Below are 19,719 nucleotides of genomic sequence, written 5' to 3' on the forward strand. Positions count from 1 at the left end.
TAAGCTGTTTGCCCCTTCAGTACATAGCTTGAAGTTGAATCCTATGGTTTTTTCAACGCAGATATCTATGAAAAGATATTCGCTTCTTGTTTTGTCAATGGCAACGACTCTATCCTTAGTACTATTTAGCCGTAGCCAAGCATCAACTTCAACTCGAAATAATCTGCCTCCCGAAATCAGAGAATATTACATTAACTATAATTTTGTCAGTTCCTTTAGTTCAGATGATGAGAGAACAATAATAGCAAATTCTTTAATTTGTGAAGCTAAATTAGCAAATGGTAATTCTTTTTTCTCCTTTGAAGCTTGTAGCAAAATTCCTCAGATTGATAAATCTAATCGTCTAGATAAAATAAGGAGTTTAATTGCAGAAATTAATCAACAGATATTAAGAAACGAAACTAACTGGAAAATGATGATTTTCCTTGATTTTTTAAGGGGAGAAAAAGCATTATTCAGGCAAGCCAACTCAGAAATAGTCTCCTCTCAGTTCAATCCTTATTTTTTATCATCGAAATTATTTGAGATCAATCAAGTTTATCCTAGTGACAAAGAAATTAAAATTGAAGTTTCTAAATATTCCTTGAATTCCGCCTATACTGTACAGCTCATTTCTCAGTATAAAGCTGCCGAAAATCAGGAAGAAAAAGTTGCTCATTCTGGAGCATTGATCGAATCTTTAGTAAAAACATCAATACCGACTAAAGAATATCACCAGTGGGTACTAGTTGATGGTGATTGGCGGAAATTAGAGCAAGAAACAGTGATTAGTAGTGATGATAGCAGTCCTAAGTGACTCCTCAGAAAAAACACATATGGACACAGAAATTCTCCTTCTAAGAAAACAAAATAGTTTCTTGAAAAAGAATTTAGGAAAGTAGATTCGGTTAATTTCAAGGAGCCTATAAGAAATCTGGGGTAGGGTAGAACTATTCTTTGCCCGCAACCAGAAAGCTTACCAGGGGCTGCCCGTTAGTGTAAAATCGGCCCAATAGTAAGGATGTGAGAATCTGCGATCGCTGCGGTCTTTCACTTCCCTCGGTAAGTCAACTTCCGTACTGATGCCAACGACTTGATCTGATTCGATGCCTATTTGTCTGTGCAGTATGGCAACTTGGGCTTTGAGGTGTTGATCTACTAATAAGCTAAGTTACTCAGAGATTCTGCTCTTATTTTCTTGAGGCTTGGTCACCTACAGATGATTCCTTAAGTTTGCGAGATGCCAACCACCGAGGCACAACAGTCGCAGCAATTACTAAGATGAGGGCAACAATAGCAAATCGGGCCACTAAAGAAACTAATTGCTCCAAAGGTACAAAGCGTCCGAAAAAGAATGATAAAGTAACCATCACTGATGCCCAGAGGGCACCTCCGCCGAAATTACATAATAAAAATTGCGTGTAGGGCATTTCGGCAATTCCCGCCATGGGACCGGCAAAAATCCGCAGCAGTGCGACAAATCTACCAAAAAATACTGCTCTAGCAGCATTCTCACTAAATTGAATTTTCGCTTCCTTAAGTTGTTCTTCCGAGATTCTGAAAAGACGACCTAGTCGCAGCAGGAAAGACCAGCCTCCTATTCTGCCTATCCAGTAGCCACAGTTATCCCCGAACACAGCGCCAGCAATCGCACTACCTAGCACTAACCAGTAATTTAGTTCACCGCTACCCGCTAAAAAACCTCCCACCAGGGTGATGGTTTCTCCGGGTAAGGGGATTCCGGCGCTTTCCAGAGCAATCCCGCAAAAAACAGCCCAGTAGCCGTATTGCCTAGCAATTTCCTGGATCGTTTCCAGTGACAGAAGCTCAAACGACATCCAGTAAAGCCTTTACAAAAATTATCGCTTCTCTCATCTTGGCTTGATCTAGGGAATAGTGTCAATGATACTACGGGTGGTTGTAGAAGAGGATAATCTAACTTCTAGAATGATCTTGTTTCTGGCTATCAAGCTGCTAAACAGCCCCCTTTTCAGGTGGGTACTAGTTCTCCCGGACGTAGTTTAGACCACTTCCCGGTTTCTTCCTTAAAGCTTTCACAACCGACGACATCCCATTCCATCTCCACGTAATCTTCCTTCGGACGGATATTGACATTGATGGTGGGTTCAGTAGCGTCGAAATTTGGGTCTTCTGTCAGGTGAGGTTGCTGATGCTGCCCTTCCACTGCGTGGTATGTAGTGCAGCGGTCCACGTAGTGGCAGTTAACGCAAATACACATTGCACAAACTCCAAGTTCTTTTTGTTAATCTAGCTTATTCAAGAGGTTTTTTGTTGTTTATTGATTTTTTGTTATTTATTGTTGGTTTTTGGTTACTGAGCAGCTCCTTAGTTGAAAATAAAAAGCGAATAAAAATAATATGATCAATGACAATCCAAGCGTCCCTCTCTCCTCAAATTTGGCCTTTTAGCTTAGAGTGGTTGCCACCCGAAGCTTGTTTAGTAGGAGGCGCTGTTAGGGATGCCTTACTGGAAAGAACTCCTGAGTATCTCGACTTAGACTTTGTTGTACCCACTAAAGCTATCAAAATAGCGCGCCAACTGGCTTATCACTACAAAGCCGGATTTGTGGTACTTGATGCCCAAAGGCAGATTGCTAGAGTCGTGTTTGAGCAGGCAACAGTTGACATAGCTCAGCAAGAGGGTGACAGCCTAGAGACTGACTTACAAAGGCGGGATTTCACCATAAATGCGATCGCCTACAACCCTCACACTAGCAAACTCATCGATCCGCTTCAAGGTGTCTCCGATTTGCACGCAGGTATCATCCGGATGGTGTCAGTAAAAAATCTGCAAGATGACCCCCTAAGATTACTCAGAGCTTATCGGCAAGCCTCTCAGTTGGGTTTTACTATTGAACCAGCAACACGCTCAGTAATTCAATCGCTGGCACCTTTACTAGGGCAAGTGTCGGCAGAGCGGATACAGTTAGAGTTAGGCTATCTGCTCAAGTCACCCCAAGGGACACCCTGGCTTAAAGCTGCCTGGGAAGATGGTTTACTACAAACATGGTTTCCTGATGTCGCGGCTCAAGGTATTGCTCAAATTGAGGCGATTGATCAGTGTAATATTTTACTTAGACAAAAGTGGCTAGAGCTTCAGATTAAACTGCAAGCCTCAGTTAGTGGAAAATTATTACCTTGGCTGAGTCTGGCGAAGCTGGCAAGTCTAGTATCCTCAGCACCAGAAGCAGCAGAGGCGCAGTTATGGCGTTTAAAGTACGCTCGTGCTGAAATTCGGACTGTGGTTACGGCAGTTAAATACTTACCTGAGTTAATTGCTCATGCTAACTTGCAAATGTCACTACGGGAGCAGTATTTTTTCTTTCAGAATGTCGGGTTGGTTTTCCCCGTCTTGATAGTTTTGGTAGTAACTAGGGGAGTGCCTGTAGAGGTTATAACACCTCTAATTGAACGCTATCTTAAGCCGGATGACCCAGTTGCTCATCCTCAGGCGCTAGTTACTGGTAAGGATTTAAAAGAAGCTTTACATTTACCAGCAGGCCCTTTAGTTGGAAAGTTAATCACTGAAATTCAAATTGCCCAAATAGAGGGGAAAATTAAATCTCGCGAAACTGCCCTAAATTTTGCTGCACAATTAGTTGATAGTCTCTGATACTCAACATCCTTGCTCTAACGACGATTTTGTAACTTTCTCATTTCTTCTTGCACACCTACTGCAACCTGCAAAGCTTGATCGAGTACTCGTCCATACTCACTAGCTTGGTCACTTACTTGTAGTGCAGTCAAGGTGGTTAAATTAGTTGTAAATAGCTGAGGATGCTTAGTAATAAACTTCTTATTTTCCCGCAGAATTCTTTCTGTTTTCAAGGCACGCAATAAATCTACTTTCATCGTCTCAAGTGCTAGAATCACTTGGTCTCGGTGACTTAAACCAACTCCTTGGTTGCCAGCTTCTTCTAGTTGGTCATTGATATCCACAGCCCGAATAACTGCATTGTATCTATCTACTTCTTTAACCAGCCGTCTGACTGACTTAAACTTTAACCAGACAATTAAAGCTTGACTGAGTTTTATCAGGAAATCACCCGGTTCTTTGGCTTTCTCCGCTATGTAGAAACTTCTCACTCGATGGGGATGCTCACCCACCAAGTCTGTGAGATATTCCTCTGTAATCACCAAGCCCTGCAAATCAGGTCGCATAGCTGTGTGTCCCTAATGATACGGAGTTTTTGACCTCTAGTGCCGTAATCCTTGCGATCGCCTAGGCTATGTCATCAGCTCTAAGATACTTTACTAGATTGATCATGGTCTAGGTTAATTCCCTGATGGGTTAATGGGAGTGATGCCAGATGTAAGTAATAACAGCATTTTAGTTTAAGGTATGGGGATTGGCGAGGCGGTTACCCGTTAGATTAGATTACGATCTCATTCAAAAAGTTATTGAAACTACTGGTAGAGAGGTAGCTCCATAATTTAAGCTAGAGCTATAGTAGTAATTTTGAGGTAAAAGTAGAGTTTGATGAACTTGCCCGAGTTTGAGCGTGTGATTTATAAGCGCAACCCTCTTGTAGAGGTTGTCTGCCAACTGCGATTTCCGCCCATACTCAAAATCTCTCACCAGGAGCCGGTTGAGTTTCAGGACGAGATTAGGTCTCGGTACCCACATTTTGAGACAACCAAAGCGCAAGTTCCATCAGAAATCTTAAATATCGTGCAACAATTTGGCTTGCCTGTGCAAAGTGACATTGTTTATAGCTTTAAGTCAGAAGACAAAAAATGGAATCTGTCTATCACTAAGGATTTTATTGCCATAACTACTTCTTCGTATGAGCGATATGAGCAATTTAAGCAGCGTCTTGAGGAAGCTTTAGAGATTTTTGAGCGTATATATAAGCCATCATTTTATACAAGAATAGGTCTTCGTTATCAGGACTTAATTATTCGTTCAAAACTTGGAATTGAAGATAAGAATTGGTCAGAATTGATTGGTAAGCATATTGCTTCGGAACTGCATGAACCCGAATTTTCTTCTTCAATTCAGACAATAATAAAGAATTTGGTTTTGAAAACAGAAAATGGACAAATTAATTTGAATCATGGACTGGTGACTATTAAAGAACAACAGGAGAACAGTGATGAGATTGCTTACTTATTTGATGCTGATTTTTATACAGAACAAAAGATAGAGGGAAATGGAGATGTTTGGAATAGACTCAATCAGTTCAACCAATCTGCCGGAAGGCTCTTCAGGTGGAGCATCACAGACACCCTCCATAACGCCATGCAACCCCAATCAGTTGACTCAACATAAGCAGAGTAAAACCTCATCAGGTATCGCCATCAACAATACAGTTTTTGATAGAGAAAGTGGAAAACCCATTGTAATCCAGTATCCTTCTTTTGATTTGATAATGTCTGGCTCATCTTTATCTTTCAGAACTAGTCCGCAAGATTTGTCACCAGACAAATTGATGCTGTTGCTAAAATGCTTACTGGTTATTCACACTCTTCCAGAAACCGCCTTAGAGGAAGCTGCTGAGGAACTCGAGGGGATTTATCGCTTCCATACTAATCGTTTGCCTCAAGTCAACCTACCTATGATTCCTGTCAGTAGTATCAAAGGTAAGTTGAGAACGACACAAGTTAGACCACCTATTGTTTTAGAACATTAGATTGTTTGGTAAGTTACTTCATGGAAGAACGGGCTATCTACCAAGCATCAGACAAAGGTTCCTCGTTGAGGCAAGGGGAAATATTGACAGGTGTTGTTCAATACCAACCTGTTGTTAGTGAATTATCACAGGAGATACAAGAGCTATCTTTTGATGCTGTTCTTCATCCATATACAATTGTAGTCACTCAAGACTGTGATCTAGATTGGGACTATAGAGCTAGACACGCTGAAGACATCCAGCCATCAAAACTATTAAACTCAGTGATTTTGTGCGAAATTGCAGCCGCAAGAGAAATCAGAGATACAGCAGATAATATGAATAGTAGGGAGTGGAAGCTAGTAGAGTCCCATCGTCATGAAAGATTCTACTTCTTTGAGAAAATTCCTCCTGAATATGAGGGAGAGCAAGAAGGTCTACCTGAACTTACTGCTGATTTCAAGAAAGTTCTTGGCATAGATGCAGCAACTTTATATCGTCAAATCGAACTTGGTATAGTTAAGCGGCGAGCAGTTTTAGCCAGTCCTTACTTGGAGCATTTTTCCAGACGATATCATAGCTTCCACAGTAGAGTTGCGCTGCCTTTTCAGTATGAAAGTCAACCTGAAGGATGAGTTTCTGTAGATGGTTTTTCTCCTTTAACGTTTAATATTCATAAAGCTTAGATCAACACGGCAGTTCTTTAGCGTTAGGAAAAAAAGACATTGAATTCAAGAACCAGCCAAAACTAACTTTAACTTTATGGAAAATCCTCGCCAGTTAGCATTTTTAGCGCTTCGAGAAATTCATCGGCGAGGTGCTTTCACAGATCTTGCCCTTGATAAAGTGCTGCAAACAGCTAAATTAATCAACAGTGCTAATCGGCGTCTGGTGACAGAATTGGTGTATGGGAGTGTCAGGCGAGAGCGAACTCTTGATGCCCTAATTGACCAACTGGGTAAAAAGAAAGCCCACCAGCAACCCCCAGACTTGCGTACAATTCTCCACATCGGCTTATACCAACTGCGCTACCAAGAGCGAATTCCTGCTTCAGCTGCCGTCAATACTACAGTTGAACTAGCAAAAAATAATGGTTTTCCGGGACTCAAAGGTGTAGTTAACGGTTTGCTGCGCCACTATCTGCGTCTTAGTGCGGCTCAACTAAAGCAATCTCATCCTGAGTCTGCTACCCATACTGATGTAGTAGATAGGGGAGACAAGGGGGATAAGAGAGAGAAAGTACTATCTACAAAGGCAATTTCTGACCAAAACCGCCCATCGTCTGATCCCTTGCAGTTGCCCATAGATTTAGTAAAGCGCTTGGGCATTTTGCATAGTTTTCCTGATTGGATTATCCAAATGTGGTTAGAACAGTTAGGGGAAGCAGAAACCGAACAGCTTTGTCGATGGTTCAATCAATCTCCCACTATCGACTTGCGGGTAAATCCCCTGCGGGTGTCTAGGGAAGAGGTTGAGGCGGCGATGCAAGCAGCAGGAATGGATATTCAAACAGTTTCTCATTTACCCCAAGCTTTACGGGTAGTTGGTGGTACGGGTGCTATTCAAAAGTTGCCTGGATTTAGTGAGGGGTGGTGGACAATTCAAGATAGTAGTGCTCAATTAGTTAGCTATTTACTTGACCCTCAACCTGGCGAGGTGGTGATTGATGCTTGTGCTGCACCCGGTGGCAAAACCACTCATATCGCCGAGTTAATCAAAGATCAGGGTAAGATTTGGGCATGCGATCGCGCCGCTTCTCGCCTGAAAAAAGTCAAAGAAAATGCCCAACGGTTGCAATTACACTCAATAGAAATCTGCACTGGTGATAGTCGCAACCTCCCTCAGTTTAATAACTTAGCAGATCGAGTCTTGCTTGATGCTCCCTGTTCGGGTTTAGGCACACTCCACCGACGCCCTGACATCCGTTGGCGCATTACCCCAGAGAGAGTGGCTGAACTCTCGATCATGCAGGGGGAATTACTAGGACATGCAGCTACCTGGGTCAAGCCTGGAGGTGTTTTGGTATATGCTACTTGCACACTGCATCCCCACGAAAATGAAGACGTGATTCGATCTTTTTTGGAAACTCATTGCCAATGGCAAATTGAGTCGCCACCGGATTCATCTTTGGCTGAATTCTTGATGCCACAAGGTTGGATCAAAGTCTGGCCTCACCGCTATCAAATGGATGGCTTTTTTATGGTGCGGTTGCGGCGGAAGTACTAAATAATGTTACGTTCTCAGTCCTAAGCTTTAAATTTTATTTTCTACTGAGCTCTAGCCGCATTTAGTTCAGTAGTCTTTAAATATAAATCAATAATTAGGAGGATGTAGAATGAGCATCCTTAATCGGTTTAAAAACATACTAGACAGAGTAACATCAGACTCCGTGAGCTGTGGATCATTAGCAGTTTTTGCCTGCGCCCTACCTCTACTACTGCTAATTATGTGGACTTTCTCCCACAGCTAGCTACTATACAGTCTGCATTGCTGAGTAATTCAAACCAAGCAGAAGAAACTACTTCCTACTTAAGAAATGATAGCAAAAGCTAATAAAGAGGCAGGGATGAATTTTAAGCAAATTACACAATCAGAACAACAGCAAGAAAAACCAGGCAAGCGCGCCCAATTTTGGGAAAAATATATTGCGCCGCCTCTTGAGTTGGTGATGGGTAATCCTAAGTTGACACCCATCTTTTTGCTGATTTTGGGTGTAGCACCGTTCTTAATTACAGCTTTGATTTTAGCACTAGTTTTTCTTTCACCAGAGGTAAAGTAGTCGCAGCTCTCTGAGCCTTGCTGTTTTGGAAAACCAAGGTTTTTTCTAGATCTAGCCAAACTCAGGGAACAAAAGTGTGTGGCAATTCTTCAACATAACAGAAGACTAATCAAGGTCTTGAAGTACAGGGGTAGGCATTTGTCAAAAACTAGAGCCATAAATTATCCTTTCGCCGCCGTTTTTTCATCGTAATTTTATATAAAAAGTACGAGGAGAGCGGTAATACTCAAACTAGTTGAAAAATCTCCGGGTTAGACTAGAAAACAATACTAGTAATTAATGTATTAATGCTCCTCAACAGCCATGGAAACACTCGCTTATCTTCATCTTGCCTTAGCAGACGAAGTCCCAACTTCCACAGATGACACAGTTAAAGAAACCACTCGCAAGCGTCCGGAAATTTTTAACGGATTTATCCCCTTAACTATTGTTTTGGGCATTTTAGGAACTGCTACTCAGGCATTTGCCTTCGTTCAGCAGGGGGATAGTGGCTCACAAGTCTCTTCCCTCCAACAGCGTCTAGCTCAATTGGGTTACTTTCAGGGAAATGCTACTGGTTATTTCGGTCCAGTCACTAGAAGATCTGTGATCAGATTCCAGCAATCTCAAGGGCTGACACCAGACGGCGTCGTAGGAACAAACACTCAGGCTTCCTTGGATAATCGCAATCCAGAATTTAGCCAATCTTCTCCAAGTTTGTTGAGTTTAGGGACTCGCGACGAAAAAGTCAGTACCATTCAGAAACGTCTGGAAATAGCGGGCTTCTCCGGCGGTGATGATGGTATCTTTGACCAGAAGACTGAAGCTGCTGTCCGACAATTTCAGCAAGAAAAAGGACTGAAAGTAGACGGAATTGTTGGTCCACAAACTCTGGCGGCTTTACCTGCTGTTAGCCAACAAGAGCTTACACCAACCTTAGAAAAGATTGTTGTACCAGAAGAAAATACTGTCACACCAGAAAAGGCTACTACCCCTAAGAAGTCCACCAGCTTTTTTGAGACTGATGCTCCGGAGCCTTTTATTGGGTATCCCAAGTAGCTTAATAGCGTGGCTATAGGTGAAACAACCCGCCACATCTGCTATTTGACTATGGACTAAGCTCCTCAAGAGTGGGGAGGAAGTTTGTCAAAATCGCTGTGAAGCCTCTGTGCTTTGCGGCGATTTTGGTAGCTTTAAAAAGCTAGATTAATAACGCTACAGTAGATATCAAAAATTTTCTGGTGTGAAATTCTCCGGACAAAGTAAATCTTGAGAAGAAATATATAAATGTAGCTAAAATTCTTCAAGTAGTCCTATGTCAGCACTAAAGCACATCTTTCGGCTCAATCAACCTCTCAAAATTTTGGTAGGAGCAATTGCTCTAGCGTCTGTTTTCACTCCTCTATCGAGTGTTACTGCCCAAGATAACCTACAGCCCGACTATCTTCAGCAGCCCGATTATCGCCAGCAACCCGATTATCGACAACAACCTCAGTACAATTACTGCTCTGGTAGAGATCGCCAGGTGAATTACCCACGTAGTACTGGTTTGAATATACACCAAGAGCCGAATTTTGCTTACAACAATAAAGTGGGGTATGTCAAAAATGGCGAGGTTGTCTGTCTGGAAGGAACCTTTAGACTAGATAGCTACAACAATCTATGGGCTCAGATTCGGTATCCCAGAACTGGCTGGATACCTGTTGGCCCGGATGGCACTATTCGTAATATTGTGCCCTACTCTGGAGCTTATAGTAGCCGTCAGTAAAACCTCATTATCACCACAGAAATATTTACTTATTTGGCAGTGAGATACTTTTGGTACGGCAATTACCCTAAAGACAGTTCTTAAAACCGGATATAGCTGAGCCTATTTTCATCTATTCTCAGTATCAGAGGCAAAGATTTGATTGTCGCCTCAACGATCAAACTTTTCACTCCCTGTAGGAGACAAATATCATGACACTAATTCGTTGGGAACCTCTGCGGGAAATGGACACCTTACAACGGGAAATGAACCGTTTGTTTGACAGCTTAACTCCCGCTAATGGAGAAGGTGTGGGAACTACCTTTGTACCACTAGCTGAGATGAAAGAAACCCCCGAAGCTATCCACCTGCAACTGGAAGTACCGGGTATGGAATCCCAGGATTTGGACGTGCAAGTTACGGCCCAAGCAGTAGCAATTAGTGGTGAACGCAAAACCCAAACTAACACTGAACAAAAAGGCGTAACTCGCACTGAATTCCGTTACGGTAAATTCCGCCGTGTGATTCCTTTACCAGCACGAGTTGAAAATACTCAAGTGCAAGCAGAATACAAGAATGGTATCTTGAATCTCACACTGCCAAAAGCAGAAGATGAAAAGAACAAAGTCGTCAAAGTTAACCTCGGTTAATCTTTTTTGACGAGAGATTGGTCTTCCCTGAAACTGTTGCATCCCTGTAAATTAGTTACTCAACTAGCCCGGAAATAAACTTCCGGGCTAGTTATTCAAATTCCCACTTTGTAGATGGAAATCTTGGTTGAATAAGCTAAGTTTTTAGCCCTCCGGGGCTTAGAGAATTGATTATTTGACTAATAAACCAGTCCGCAAGACTCCGATGAGCAGTAGCTCACAACCAAAGATCAAAATTTCCAACCTGCAAACCGATTTTCTAGCTAGATATGAGTTCAGTTAAGGAACATCTGGAAAACCAAGGCTCAGAGTTTTCTGCATTTTCTGACCCTTGTGTTCTGGCTTCCTTAACTTTACCGAAGCAGCAAAAAGTTGCAGTTGACCCGCTAGAAGTAGTAACTGTTTAGAAGCTAGCCGATTTGACTCTTTAGCTGGTTGCTGTAACAATTGCGTATAAACTTCAGTGAGTTGCGATGCTACTTTTTCCCAACTAAAGCAATTCTCTACTCGCTTCCTGGCTGCTTGAGCTAACTGTTTCTGCCACTCTGCATTACTTAAAATACGGTCAATCGCTTGGGCAAAGCTGACTTCATCTTTTGGTGGAACCAACAAACCTGTTTCTTCTGAAATAACAGTAAACTGCAAACCTCCCACATTGCTCGCGACAACCGGAGTTCCACTGGCCATTGCTTCGATAGTTACTAAACCAAAAGGCTCGTAATGACTGGGAACAACGCAGACATCCGCAGCAGCATAGTAAACTAACAGCTCTTGATCATCAAGGCGACCAGGGAAAGTGGTCAAGTCGCTCATGCCCAGTTCAGTTACAATACCTTCAATGCGATCGCGTTCTCGACCATCGCTGTGACCAGGACGAGAGCCACCAGCGATAATCAGTTTGAGTTGACCATAAGAGCGTAATTGAGAAAGACTAACAGCTCTTACTAACGTTTCAATCCCCTTGCGCTGATCAAAGCGCCCCACATATAAGACGACTTTAGTCTCAGGGGCAATACCTAACTGCTGACGCGCGCTTTCTCGAGAAACAGAGCCAAACCGTTGTAGATTAGTACCACAGGGGATCACATTAATTTTTCCCTTAGTAGAAACCAAGGTTCGCATGTGTTCTTGCTCCTGCGGACTAGTTGCCACGATGTAATCTGCTGTTTCGAGACAGGCTTTTTCCACTGCTAGACGAGTATTGGCAATTAAGGGGATGGTTGCCACTGACTGATACTTGACAGCACCAATGGAGTGGTAGGTGTGAACTTGCTTGACAGCCTGAAGTTTCTTGAGTTGCATACCTACCCAAGCTGAGAGCCAGTAATTGGTATGAACTACGGAATACTTGATCCCCGATGTTTCCTGGAAGTCTAAGAAGGCTTGAACAAAGTCAGGCAAATAGCCAAAGATTTCGTCTCGTGGAACAAATTTCTCTGGTCCAGCCACAAGACGAATGGTTCGGCAATTGGGACTATGTTCAACTACCCTAGGTTGCTCAAAATCAGCCTTGCGGGTAAACATGTCAACCTGCCATCCCTGCTGCGCCAGTGTCTCTCCTAAATGACGCACGTAGACATTCTGTCCCCCAGCCTCTTCTTTGCCAATTTCCACTGCCGGATCTCCATGAACAGAGATTAGGGCAATACGCTGCTGATTCAGACGAGCCATTGTTTTATCTCCCGAATTTAATCAACTTGTAGACTGACTAGGAAGCTTGAGAATTCAAGCTTGGTTAGCTCTAGTCAGGGAAGCTGAAGTTTTTCTCTTTCCTGTCCTACTCTTTTGGTTCCCCGTAGGTTGACAGGTGCGGGAGCAAAAGCGATGCTGGGGGTGCCTCAGGGAAATCAGCACCTCAAAGCACACTTGTTGATAATTTGTTGTTGATGCCATAGTAGTACGCACCCTGCCCCAGAGGAGTCAAGAGCCAAAGGTAAATTGCATTTGCCCATCTTCTCGTACCTTTTCAGCAAAGGTTTGCCACAGCAACCACCCTGCCTTTTGATTAAGTAGAGCAGGAAGAGGTTTCAAATGTTGCTAGAACCCAATGAATTGGCAGAGAAAATTGAAAACCTGATTTAGAAACTAGCAGCTACGACAGTTGTAGCAACTCCCACCGCCGCAACGATTACAAGAAGTCGCTCTCTTGTGACTGTTTAGAGATGACTGCTAGCGCAAGGGCTTACGGAGTCCTTACGTGATCGCTGCTCAAGTCAGCTAATGCATATTAATCTGAGATTAAACAGACCATTGGCAAAAAACAGCCAACTGCTTGCCATGGTCGCCGTACAACACCCGAATTCGATTACAACTCTCAGAATCTGCCGACTTAGAGTATTTTTTAGGAGTAATTTATTCTGCCGATGAGAATGCGTTTTACCTCTTACACTCAACCTCCCTCCACGGGGTTGAAGAGTTAGGAATTTATTTTTTACCAATGAAAGTATTCTACACTACCAAATTCCTAATAGCAACAAGAAAAGCGTTGATGACATCTAGTCAAGAATCTAGTCATGGCTGCTGTGATCGCAACTGCAGCCTAGTTACCCAAGACTGCCAGGTGCAACATGCCATCTCCCTGGCTCACCAAGGGATTTTGGGTATGACTGATGACTAAGCCTTCGCAAGGAGCGTAAGTTTTGAAGCTAGTTTCGCCAAAAGCATCAGTAATGAAGCAAAGTAACTGTTTTTTCTGGACTCTTTGACCCAACGCCACTTTCAAATGCACAATCCCACTATGGGAGGCACGAATCCATCTGCTTTCAGTCACTTCCACTGGGGTCATTGATGTCTGTGATCTCTCCCACTGCACCATTCCCAAACGTCCCATCACCCGCATAATTCCTTCGACACCAACCTCGATTGCTTTGTCATCAAACCGGAGAGCTTCACCAGCTTCATATAGCAAGACGGGAATACCCTGTTGAGTTGCTGCTTGTCGCAGAGAACCATCACGGATGGTGGCATGCATCAGTAGTGGAGCAGCAAAGGCTTGGGCACAACGATAGGTTTCCGCATCATCCAAATTAGCGCGAATTTGTGGCAGATTTGTCCGATGATCAGAAGCGGTATGAAGATCAATGCCGTGGGTACAACGACTGACTATTTCTTTCATAAACAGGTAAGCCAACCGGGAAGCCAAAGAACCACGGGGGGAACCAGGAAAGGAACGATTGAGATCTCTGCGATCAGGGAGATAGCGCGACTGTTCGATAAAGCCGAAGACATTGACAATCGGCACAGCAATCAGCGTTCCTTGTAGTGAGTTAGGCTTAATTTTTTCCAGAACTTGGCGAATAATTTCCACGCCATTAATTTCATCACCGTGGATCGCGGCGCTTAACCAAAGTCTAGGGCCATCTTGAATACCGTTGACTACAGTTACCGGTAAAGAAACCATAGTTTGTGTTGGCAGACGGGCGACGGGAATTTCTAAACGCTTGCGTTCTCCCGGCGCAATGGTGATACCACCCACGTCAATATTGCTCATTAATTAAAAACTTAAAGGTTAGTTAATACAGCTAGGCGCAGCCTAGGTTGAAGGTTACAGGTTAAACAAGGCGATCGCAATTTACCTTATGCTTAACCTGAGTATGCAGTTCCGGCTGGGTTGAAACTTTCCCGGCTCAATCTGACAACCTTCAACCCATCTCCTAGAAAACAAATAACAATTCAATACTGGATGCGATCGCGATTTTTACCTTTAGCGGCATTCTTTTCCAAAAAATCAATTATTTTGCCAGCAACATCTACATCAGTGGCTTTTTCAATGCCTTCGATACCAGGGGAAGAATTTACCTCCATCACCACCGGCCCGTGATTTGAGCGTAGCAGATCTACACCTGCAACTCTCAGTCCCATGGCTTTAGCTGCCCGAATTGCTGTGCTGCGTTCCTCTGGTGTCAGTTTAATTTTTTCAGCTTTCCCACCTCGGTGCAAATTCGAGCGAAATTCACCTTCTGCACCTTGCCGTTTCATGGATGCCACTACCTTGTCATTAATTACAAAACAGCGAATATCCATACCTCCGGCTTCTTTAATGAATTCCTGTACCAAAATATTGGCATCTAAGCCGCGAAAAGCTTCAATCACCGATTTGGCTGCTTGGTGGGTTTCCGCTAAGACTACCCCAATTCCTTGAGTTCCCTCTAGTAGTTTGATCACTAAAGGAGCACCGCCGACTATTTCAATTAAGCCGTCAATATCTTTTGTGGAGTGGGCAAAACCGGTAACTGGTAAACCAATTCCTTCACGGGAGAGAATTTGCAAGCAGCGCAATTTGTCGCGGGAACGGGAGATTGCCTGAGATTCGTTAGCACTGAAGACATCCATTACTTCAAATTGTCGCACTACCGCTGTGCCGTAGAACGTCTTGGAAGCTCCGATGCGAGGGATAACCGCATCAACATCATCTAAGGGATTGCCTTGGTAAATTACGGCTGGCTTGTGGGAAGTGATATTCATGTAACAGCGTACGTAATCAACTATACGCATCTCATGACCTCGTTGCTCCCCAGCTTCCCTAAGGCGTTGAGTGGAGTATAGCGAAGCATCTTGAGATAAAATGACAATTTTCATAGTTGTTGTTCTTTGTCCTGTTGGCGTTTGCTACTCCTAGTTGAGCTTTGCAGGAATGACCCAGCCGCATCCACCAAAAAGCGTCTGCGCACTGCTTGACGCCCCAGCAACATACGGAAGCCCATTACATCCCGATTAGTCAAGGTTAGTTCTATCGGCCACAGTCTACCTGCTAGATCTACAGTAGTCTGGATGACGGGTCGCAGCTGAGTATGTCCGATGGAACTGCGAACCTCTCGCTTGTCTAAAAGTTCGGCTTCTGCAAACACGGTTCGATGGGTATCTCTTTGGTAGGGATGTACCTTGAACCGAACCATCATTTTCCCATTCTGTTGGAAAGTTTCAACATCAAAGGCATGTAAGGTGGATGAACGTGCTCCGGTGTCAATTTTTGCTTTTACTTGGGTAATGCCAATATCCGGTAAAGAAAGCCACTCTCGCCAGCCAATAATTGGCAATTGTTCTTGAGAAGAAAATTTCACTTTAGGTTTTGCCTCTTGCCATCAAAAAATCTCCGCAAGCTTATGGTGACCATAACTGTAGATTTGGTCTTACGGAGAGGAAGAAAGTCAGTATTTACTAATAAGAACTGACTCTCTTCATCTAAGATTCAGGCAATTTATACTGCCCGACTATTCGTTTGGCGTAGTCTGGAACATGCTCCTCCAACTTCTCTGGATGATTGCGCTTCACATATAAATAGTTGCGGGTGAAGTGAGAATCAATCGAGAAGCGAGCATACTCTAACCCTTTCGGCCCAATTTTTTCAATGACGACTCCCATCATTTTGGCAGCCCACATCGGCAGAGTCACGGCTTTGTCATAGGCAGGAATACTCTGTTGCACAGCGTTTTTTCTGTCTCCTTGGGAGATCACTGGCTGTGTTTCTAGCTGGTTTTGCACCATATCCAGCATTTCCTGTCCAGTATCGTTGCGCACGACAATCCACTGCCAGCCAAAAGGTGCACCCATGTAGCCTACGACTAAATCTGCCAAGGAGTTCACATAGTCAAAACAACTCATGCAAGAAGGAGCAAAAACATCTTTGAGTTGATTGGTTTTCAAGCCAAAGAAAGGCACCATTTCAATAGAACCATCTTCATGTTTAAAATGAACCCGGAAGTCTTGCATGAATTCATAATGCACCACTGTTTCCGGGGAACGGCTGGTAGTTTCCAGAAATTTTTGCAACCCTGCACGAGTAACATTATCGACACAAGGCGTGCCTAAGACATAGAGTTTTTCTAGACCTAGTTGTTTTTCAACTGCTCGTAAGGCTTGGATTTGGCAACCAACACCAATTACCAACAGGCGTTTCATGCCGGATTTTTCCACTTGTTCCAAGATAGAAAGGTTAGGGGAAAGAGTGGGTTTATTGACCCGTGCTGCCAGAATTTCTTCTGGAGTACGGGCGATAATAGGCATCGGTTGAAATCTGTCTTCCTTGGTATTTTGTACGCAGACGACACCTTCAACTTTGCCACTGGTCAGCATTTCAATGGCGATGCTGCTGACAATCCCTGTCCACTGTGCCCCTTCAATTGGTTGGGTTTTTCGCGCCGCCATCATATCTTGGCGAACACCAAAGTACCAATCATCGGGGTTATCCAGATTGCGGCTACGCCCATGGGTTTGTGTTTCTAGTTCAGGAATTTGCTGATTTAAGAAGGCACAAGCTTCCTTAACATAATGGATATAGTGTGTGTCACAAAGTCCACATTCGCTACAAAGTTCCTTCGCTGGGCGTTGAGCCCCTGGTTTTAAGGCTTTGGCTTTTTGATGCTGGGCTGGGTTGGGAGTGACTGAAGTCATTGAAAGGCCGTTTTTTAAACTCTGGTTAATTTTCTCACAATGCCCTGAGAGATGAGCTTAACAATGCTAAACATGACTCACAGAGAAGATATGGTGGAAGAAGGCCGAGAGATTAGATATCAAAGAGTGAGGGTTAATGGCATACTGGCTTTTTCAAGGCAATCCTAAGTATTACTGCATTATCGATGCAATTCGGGATTTCGAGCAAATGCCCTGGTTGGTGACTCGCTATGCTAAGCATATTGCGGTTGGTGATGGGGTGCTGATTTGGAAAGCGGGACAAGATGCAGGGATTTATGCGATCGCAGAAATTATTGAACCGCCTCAGATGTTGGCAAAAGTACCGGATATTGGGTACTGGATTGATAAGAGTCGTCTTGGTACTAAACCCCAAGCAATAATTCGCTTCACAACTAAGTTGTTAGAAAAGCCGCTATTGCGGGAACAGTTAAAACAGGACTCTACACTGAAAGCTTTGCAGGTGATTCGCGTGCCTAATGGAACTAATTATAAGGTTATACCTCAAGAATGGCAGCGAGTTCATGAGTTAAAGGGATAAGGCTCAATAATCATCATGGGTCAACAATATATTCTTTGCTCGTGGATTTATAAGAAATCTCTTCTTTCTTATTACCAGTCTTTCCGAGATAAAAGAAACTCGTAGGCGTTCCTCCTGTCCCACCAAAACCCATCTATACCCCAACTCAATCCACCCAACCTGACAGCAACAGCAGGTAGATGTCCCACACGCGCTGATAGTTTAAAGTTAAGGTCATCGACTTGCAGCCAGTTTTCATTGAGGCGCCATCCTATGCAATCGCTAAAGGCTTGACGAATTTTATCGTCAGCATCAAGATTTCCTCCTACGCTTTCCCAAATGCGCTTTTGAACGCTAAATCCGAAGTGACCGTTGGAGTATTTTAGCCAAAGTTGGTCAATAATACGAAGTGGTTCGCTTGGGAAGTTTTCGATGGATGGTACATCAAGCCAACCTTCCTTTTCTCGGTCTGCCAGCCTTAGCATAATGCTGAGTGTTTCCTTGTCAGCTTCCTCCCATTTTCCAGATTTCAGGAGTTCGTAAAGCCTTGAAACAAATGTTGGCGTTTTTTCTGAAGATGGACTGGAAAGCTTACCAAAGAAGTTAACCAGAGAGTTTTCCAGGTTATTTTTACTATCTTTTAGTTCATCTGTAAAACTATTCTCTGAAGGTTTCTGAGATGCTGCTGAGGTTGGATTAGTAAACGAGCCGAAGGAGTTATTTAGAGAGTTTTTTAAATCATCTATACCATTATTTATACCATTTTTAATTGTCCCTGCACCATGTTTCAAATCATTTATACCATTTTTAATTGTCTCCTCAGTATGTTTTAATTCATCTTTCAAACTTTCCCATTCTTCACGTTGCTGGTGTTTCTGGCGGTATTGCTGTTCCCTTTCTCTGCGCTGTTGTTTTTCTTGTTCAAGTTGAGCTTGTAGGCGACGCTCGGATTCCTCGCGTTGTTGGTGTTCCTCTGTGCGCTGGCGTTCTATGGCTTGGCGCTGTTGTCTTTCTTGTTCAAGTTGAATTCGTAGGCGACGCTGTGCTTCCTCGCGTTGCTGTTGTCTTTCTTGTTCAAGTTGAGCTTGTCGGCGACGCTCGGATGCTTCGCGTTGCTGTTGTTCCTCTGTACGTTGGCGTTCTATGGCTTCACGTTGAAGTCTTTCTTGTTGTAGTTGATCTAGTAGGCGACGCTCTGCTTTCTCAGATTGCTTGTTCTCTTTTCGCTGGTGCTGCTTTGATACCCACCACGCTAAAACTCCCGCTACTACTGCACTGGCTATTACAGTTATCACCCCAATAATGCTGCTCATAACTCCTTATCCTGAAAAAAAGTTGGAGATTCCACCATTATTACTCTGTCTTTTAAATTTAATTAGAAAAGATACATACGCAAACGCGATCGCAAACATCCAACAGCGATATTGAAAATATGAACTGTTGATAACCGTTTGTGAGGGAAAGATCAATGCAACCTATGTTTCAAAACACTAAAAAACTAATTGTGACTTGCCTAGTTTCAGTACTGTTAGTTACTAGCATGCTGCTGAGTTTTCCTGCTCCAGCTAGTGCTTTAGGAAATTTTGTAGATATAGACTCCCTTGTAGATATAGATTCCGTTACTTTCAACTGTGAGACAAGCTGTGGCAGTACAGCAGCCTTCACGGCAGGAGTGATTAGTGGCAGTGCCGTAACGCTTCTCGCTACTGGAAGTGGTGGAAGTGTAGCTGCGGCAGGTATTACTGGAATTACTGTGGTTGGACAAGCAGCAACTACAGCAGCAACTACAGTAGCAGCACCAATACTAGCTCCAGTGGCTGCAACAGCGGCAGTTGGCTATGGTGCATACCGCTTATGGGAAAATCATCATCATGATTAAGCCCAAACATCAAAGTAGTTTTTAGAATGCCAAAATTTGTGTAGTAGTTCTTTGATAACACCACATAACATTTCCATAACCTAACTTTTATAGCCCTTCGTTGAATTTACGGAGGGCTTTTGCTATTCCCAAAAACACTCTACTTT

20 protein-coding genes and 1 pseudogene are annotated in these 19,719 nt (G+C 43.4%); 12 read left to right on the forward strand and 9 right to left on the reverse strand.

The features are described 5' to 3' along the window. The first annotated feature begins 97 nt into the window (after positions 1-97). Positions 98-796: a hypothetical protein gene (locus ACT7WV_RS17085; protein ID WP_445104029.1), complete on the forward strand. Its 699-nt coding sequence runs from the start codon at positions 98-100 to the stop codon at positions 794-796. Positions 797-1,169: 373 nt separating this feature from the next. Here ACT7WV_RS17085 and ACT7WV_RS17090 read toward each other — a convergent pair whose 3' ends face one another. After that, on the reverse strand, positions 1,170-1,817 hold the full coding sequence (locus ACT7WV_RS17090) for a DedA family protein (RefSeq protein ID WP_445104030.1): 648 nt from the start codon (positions 1,815-1,817) through the stop codon (positions 1,170-1,172). Positions 1,818-1,969: 152 nt separating this feature from the next. Further along, the gene (locus ACT7WV_RS17095; protein ID WP_445104031.1) at positions 1,970-2,218 is read right to left on the reverse strand and encodes a Ycf34 family protein; all 249 of its coding nucleotides are present in this window, start codon (positions 2,216-2,218) and stop codon (positions 1,970-1,972) included. Between the two features lie 146 nt (positions 2,219-2,364). Between ACT7WV_RS17095 and ACT7WV_RS17100 the strand changes: the two genes are divergently transcribed. Beyond that, complete coding sequence (locus ACT7WV_RS17100) at positions 2,365-3,612, forward strand: CCA tRNA nucleotidyltransferase (RefSeq protein WP_445104032.1); 1,248 nt, start codon at positions 2,365-2,367, stop codon at positions 3,610-3,612. Between the two features lie 17 nt (positions 3,613-3,629). Here ACT7WV_RS17100 and ACT7WV_RS17105 read toward each other — a convergent pair whose 3' ends face one another. Then, on the reverse strand, positions 3,630-4,160 hold the full coding sequence (locus ACT7WV_RS17105; RefSeq protein WP_445104033.1) for a hypothetical protein: 531 nt from the start codon (positions 4,158-4,160) through the stop codon (positions 3,630-3,632). Positions 4,161-4,479: 319 nt separating this feature from the next. On the opposite strand from ACT7WV_RS17105, the gene ACT7WV_RS17110 reads away from it, so the two are divergent. From ACT7WV_RS17110 to ACT7WV_RS17145, 8 genes are all read left to right on the forward strand, one after another. Continuing rightward, positions 4,480-5,271 carry a TIGR04255 family protein gene (locus tag ACT7WV_RS17110; RefSeq protein ID WP_445104034.1) on the forward strand — a complete coding sequence of 264 codons (792 nt, stop codon included), beginning with the start codon at positions 4,480-4,482 and terminating at the stop codon, positions 5,269-5,271. Positions 5,272-5,431: 160 nt separating this feature from the next. Beyond that, entirely contained in the window at positions 5,432-5,632 is a 201-nt protein-coding gene (locus ACT7WV_RS17115) for a hypothetical protein (protein ID WP_445104035.1), read from the forward strand. A gap of 20 nt (positions 5,633-5,652) precedes the next feature. After that, positions 5,653-6,246 (forward strand): hypothetical protein, encoded by a 594-nt coding sequence (locus ACT7WV_RS17120; protein WP_445104036.1) that lies wholly within the window; start codon positions 5,653-5,655, stop codon positions 6,244-6,246. 127 nt (positions 6,247-6,373) lie between these two features. Then, positions 6,374-7,837, forward strand: coding sequence for a 16S rRNA (cytosine(967)-C(5))-methyltransferase (locus ACT7WV_RS17125; RefSeq protein ID WP_445104037.1), 1,464 nt, complete (start codon positions 6,374-6,376; stop codon positions 7,835-7,837). Positions 7,838-8,177: 340 nt separating this feature from the next. Beyond that, entirely contained in the window at positions 8,178-8,390 is a 213-nt protein-coding gene (locus tag ACT7WV_RS17130) for a hypothetical protein (RefSeq protein WP_445104038.1), read from the forward strand. Positions 8,391-8,693: 303 nt separating this feature from the next. Continuing rightward, entirely contained in the window at positions 8,694-9,428 is a 735-nt protein-coding gene (locus ACT7WV_RS17135) for a peptidoglycan-binding domain-containing protein (RefSeq protein ID WP_445104039.1), read from the forward strand. Between the two features lie 256 nt (positions 9,429-9,684). Continuing rightward, entirely contained in the window at positions 9,685-10,137 is a 453-nt protein-coding gene (locus ACT7WV_RS17140) for a hypothetical protein (RefSeq protein ID WP_445104040.1), read from the forward strand. A 191-nt stretch (positions 10,138-10,328) separates the two neighbouring features. Beyond that, positions 10,329-10,766 carry an Hsp20/alpha crystallin family protein gene (locus tag ACT7WV_RS17145; RefSeq protein ID WP_445104041.1) on the forward strand — a complete coding sequence of 146 codons (438 nt, stop codon included), beginning with the start codon at positions 10,329-10,331 and terminating at the stop codon, positions 10,764-10,766. A 423-nt stretch (positions 10,767-11,189) separates the two neighbouring features. On the opposite strand, the pseudogene ACT7WV_RS17150 reads toward ACT7WV_RS17145, so the two are convergent. From ACT7WV_RS17150 to ACT7WV_RS17170, 5 genes and pseudogenes are all read right to left on the reverse strand, one after another. After that, positions 11,190-12,437: pseudogene (locus tag ACT7WV_RS17150) on the reverse strand (glycosyltransferase family 4 protein); the annotation flags it as partial. A gap of 868 nt (positions 12,438-13,305) precedes the next feature. Next, positions 13,306-14,256 carry a succinylglutamate desuccinylase/aspartoacylase family protein gene (locus ACT7WV_RS17155; RefSeq protein ID WP_445104043.1) on the reverse strand — a complete coding sequence of 317 codons (951 nt, stop codon included), beginning with the start codon at positions 14,254-14,256 and terminating at the stop codon, positions 13,306-13,308. Between the two features lie 182 nt (positions 14,257-14,438). Next, positions 14,439-15,344, reverse strand: a complete 906-nt coding sequence (rimK, locus tag ACT7WV_RS17160; RefSeq protein ID WP_445104044.1) for a 30S ribosomal protein S6--L-glutamate ligase — start codon at positions 15,342-15,344, stop codon at positions 14,439-14,441. Beyond that, positions 15,341-15,826: an ATP-dependent zinc protease family protein gene (locus tag ACT7WV_RS17165; protein WP_445104045.1), complete on the reverse strand. Its 486-nt coding sequence runs from the start codon at positions 15,824-15,826 to the stop codon at positions 15,341-15,343. Before ACT7WV_RS17165 ends, rimK begins: the two co-directional genes overlap by 4 nt. A gap of 121 nt (positions 15,827-15,947) precedes the next feature. Then, positions 15,948-17,156, reverse strand: a complete 1,209-nt coding sequence (locus tag ACT7WV_RS17170) for a Coenzyme F420 hydrogenase/dehydrogenase, beta subunit C-terminal domain (protein WP_445104046.1) — start codon at positions 17,154-17,156, stop codon at positions 15,948-15,950. Positions 17,157-17,292: 136 nt separating this feature from the next. Between ACT7WV_RS17170 and ACT7WV_RS17175 the strand changes: the two genes are divergently transcribed. Beyond that, positions 17,293-17,715, forward strand: a complete 423-nt coding sequence (locus ACT7WV_RS17175; RefSeq protein WP_445104047.1) for an EVE domain-containing protein — start codon at positions 17,293-17,295, stop codon at positions 17,713-17,715. A 71-nt stretch (positions 17,716-17,786) separates the two neighbouring features. On the opposite strand, the gene ACT7WV_RS17180 is transcribed toward ACT7WV_RS17175, so the two are convergent. Next, positions 17,787-19,007 carry a GUN4 domain-containing protein gene (locus ACT7WV_RS17180; RefSeq protein WP_445104048.1) on the reverse strand — a complete coding sequence of 407 codons (1,221 nt, stop codon included), beginning with the start codon at positions 19,005-19,007 and terminating at the stop codon, positions 17,787-17,789. Positions 19,008-19,162: 155 nt separating this feature from the next. Between ACT7WV_RS17180 and ACT7WV_RS17185 the strand changes: the two genes are divergently transcribed. Beyond that, entirely contained in the window at positions 19,163-19,573 is a 411-nt protein-coding gene (locus tag ACT7WV_RS17185) for a hypothetical protein (protein ID WP_445104049.1), read from the forward strand. The last annotated feature ends 146 nt before the right edge of the window (positions 19,574-19,719 follow it).

Source organism: Symploca atlantica LB2515 (assembly GCF_052546295.1).

Bases quoted from the DNA above. Each gene is read 5' to 3' on its own strand.
- ACT7WV_RS17085 (WP_445104029.1), top strand. From the start codon at position 98: ATGGCAACGACTCTATCCTTAGTACTATTTAGCCGTAGCCAAGCATCA.
- ACT7WV_RS17090 (WP_445104030.1), bottom strand. From the start codon at position 1,817: ATGTCGTTTGAGCTTCTGTCACTGGAAACGATCCAGGAAATTGCTAGG.
- ACT7WV_RS17095 (WP_445104031.1), bottom strand. From the start codon at position 2,218: ATGTGTATTTGCGTTAACTGCCACTACGTGGACCGCTGCACTACATAC.
- ACT7WV_RS17100 (WP_445104032.1), top strand. From the start codon at position 2,365: ATGACAATCCAAGCGTCCCTCTCTCCTCAAATTTGGCCTTTTAGCTTA.
- ACT7WV_RS17105 (WP_445104033.1), bottom strand. From the start codon at position 4,160: ATGCGACCTGATTTGCAGGGCTTGGTGATTACAGAGGAATATCTCACA.
- ACT7WV_RS17110 (WP_445104034.1), top strand. From the start codon at position 4,480: ATGAACTTGCCCGAGTTTGAGCGTGTGATTTATAAGCGCAACCCTCTT.
- ACT7WV_RS17115 (WP_445104035.1), top strand. From the start codon at position 5,432: ATGCTGTTGCTAAAATGCTTACTGGTTATTCACACTCTTCCAGAAACC.
- ACT7WV_RS17120 (WP_445104036.1), top strand. From the start codon at position 5,653: ATGGAAGAACGGGCTATCTACCAAGCATCAGACAAAGGTTCCTCGTTG.
- ACT7WV_RS17125 (WP_445104037.1), top strand. From the start codon at position 6,374: ATGGAAAATCCTCGCCAGTTAGCATTTTTAGCGCTTCGAGAAATTCAT.
- ACT7WV_RS17130 (WP_445104038.1), top strand. From the start codon at position 8,178: ATGAATTTTAAGCAAATTACACAATCAGAACAACAGCAAGAAAAACCA.
- ACT7WV_RS17135 (WP_445104039.1), top strand. From the start codon at position 8,694: ATGGAAACACTCGCTTATCTTCATCTTGCCTTAGCAGACGAAGTCCCA.
- ACT7WV_RS17140 (WP_445104040.1), top strand. From the start codon at position 9,685: ATGTCAGCACTAAAGCACATCTTTCGGCTCAATCAACCTCTCAAAATT.
- ACT7WV_RS17145 (WP_445104041.1), top strand. From the start codon at position 10,329: ATGACACTAATTCGTTGGGAACCTCTGCGGGAAATGGACACCTTACAA.
- ACT7WV_RS17155 (WP_445104043.1), bottom strand. From the start codon at position 14,256: ATGAGCAATATTGACGTGGGTGGTATCACCATTGCGCCGGGAGAACGC.
- rimK (WP_445104044.1), bottom strand. From the start codon at position 15,344: ATGAAAATTGTCATTTTATCTCAAGATGCTTCGCTATACTCCACTCAA.
- ACT7WV_RS17170 (WP_445104046.1), bottom strand. From the start codon at position 17,156: ATGACTTCAGTCACTCCCAACCCAGCCCAGCATCAAAAAGCCAAAGCC.
- ACT7WV_RS17175 (WP_445104047.1), top strand. From the start codon at position 17,293: ATGGCATACTGGCTTTTTCAAGGCAATCCTAAGTATTACTGCATTATC.
- ACT7WV_RS17180 (WP_445104048.1), bottom strand. From the start codon at position 19,007: ATGAGCAGCATTATTGGGGTGATAACTGTAATAGCCAGTGCAGTAGTA.
- ACT7WV_RS17185 (WP_445104049.1), top strand. From the start codon at position 19,163: ATGCAACCTATGTTTCAAAACACTAAAAAACTAATTGTGACTTGCCTA.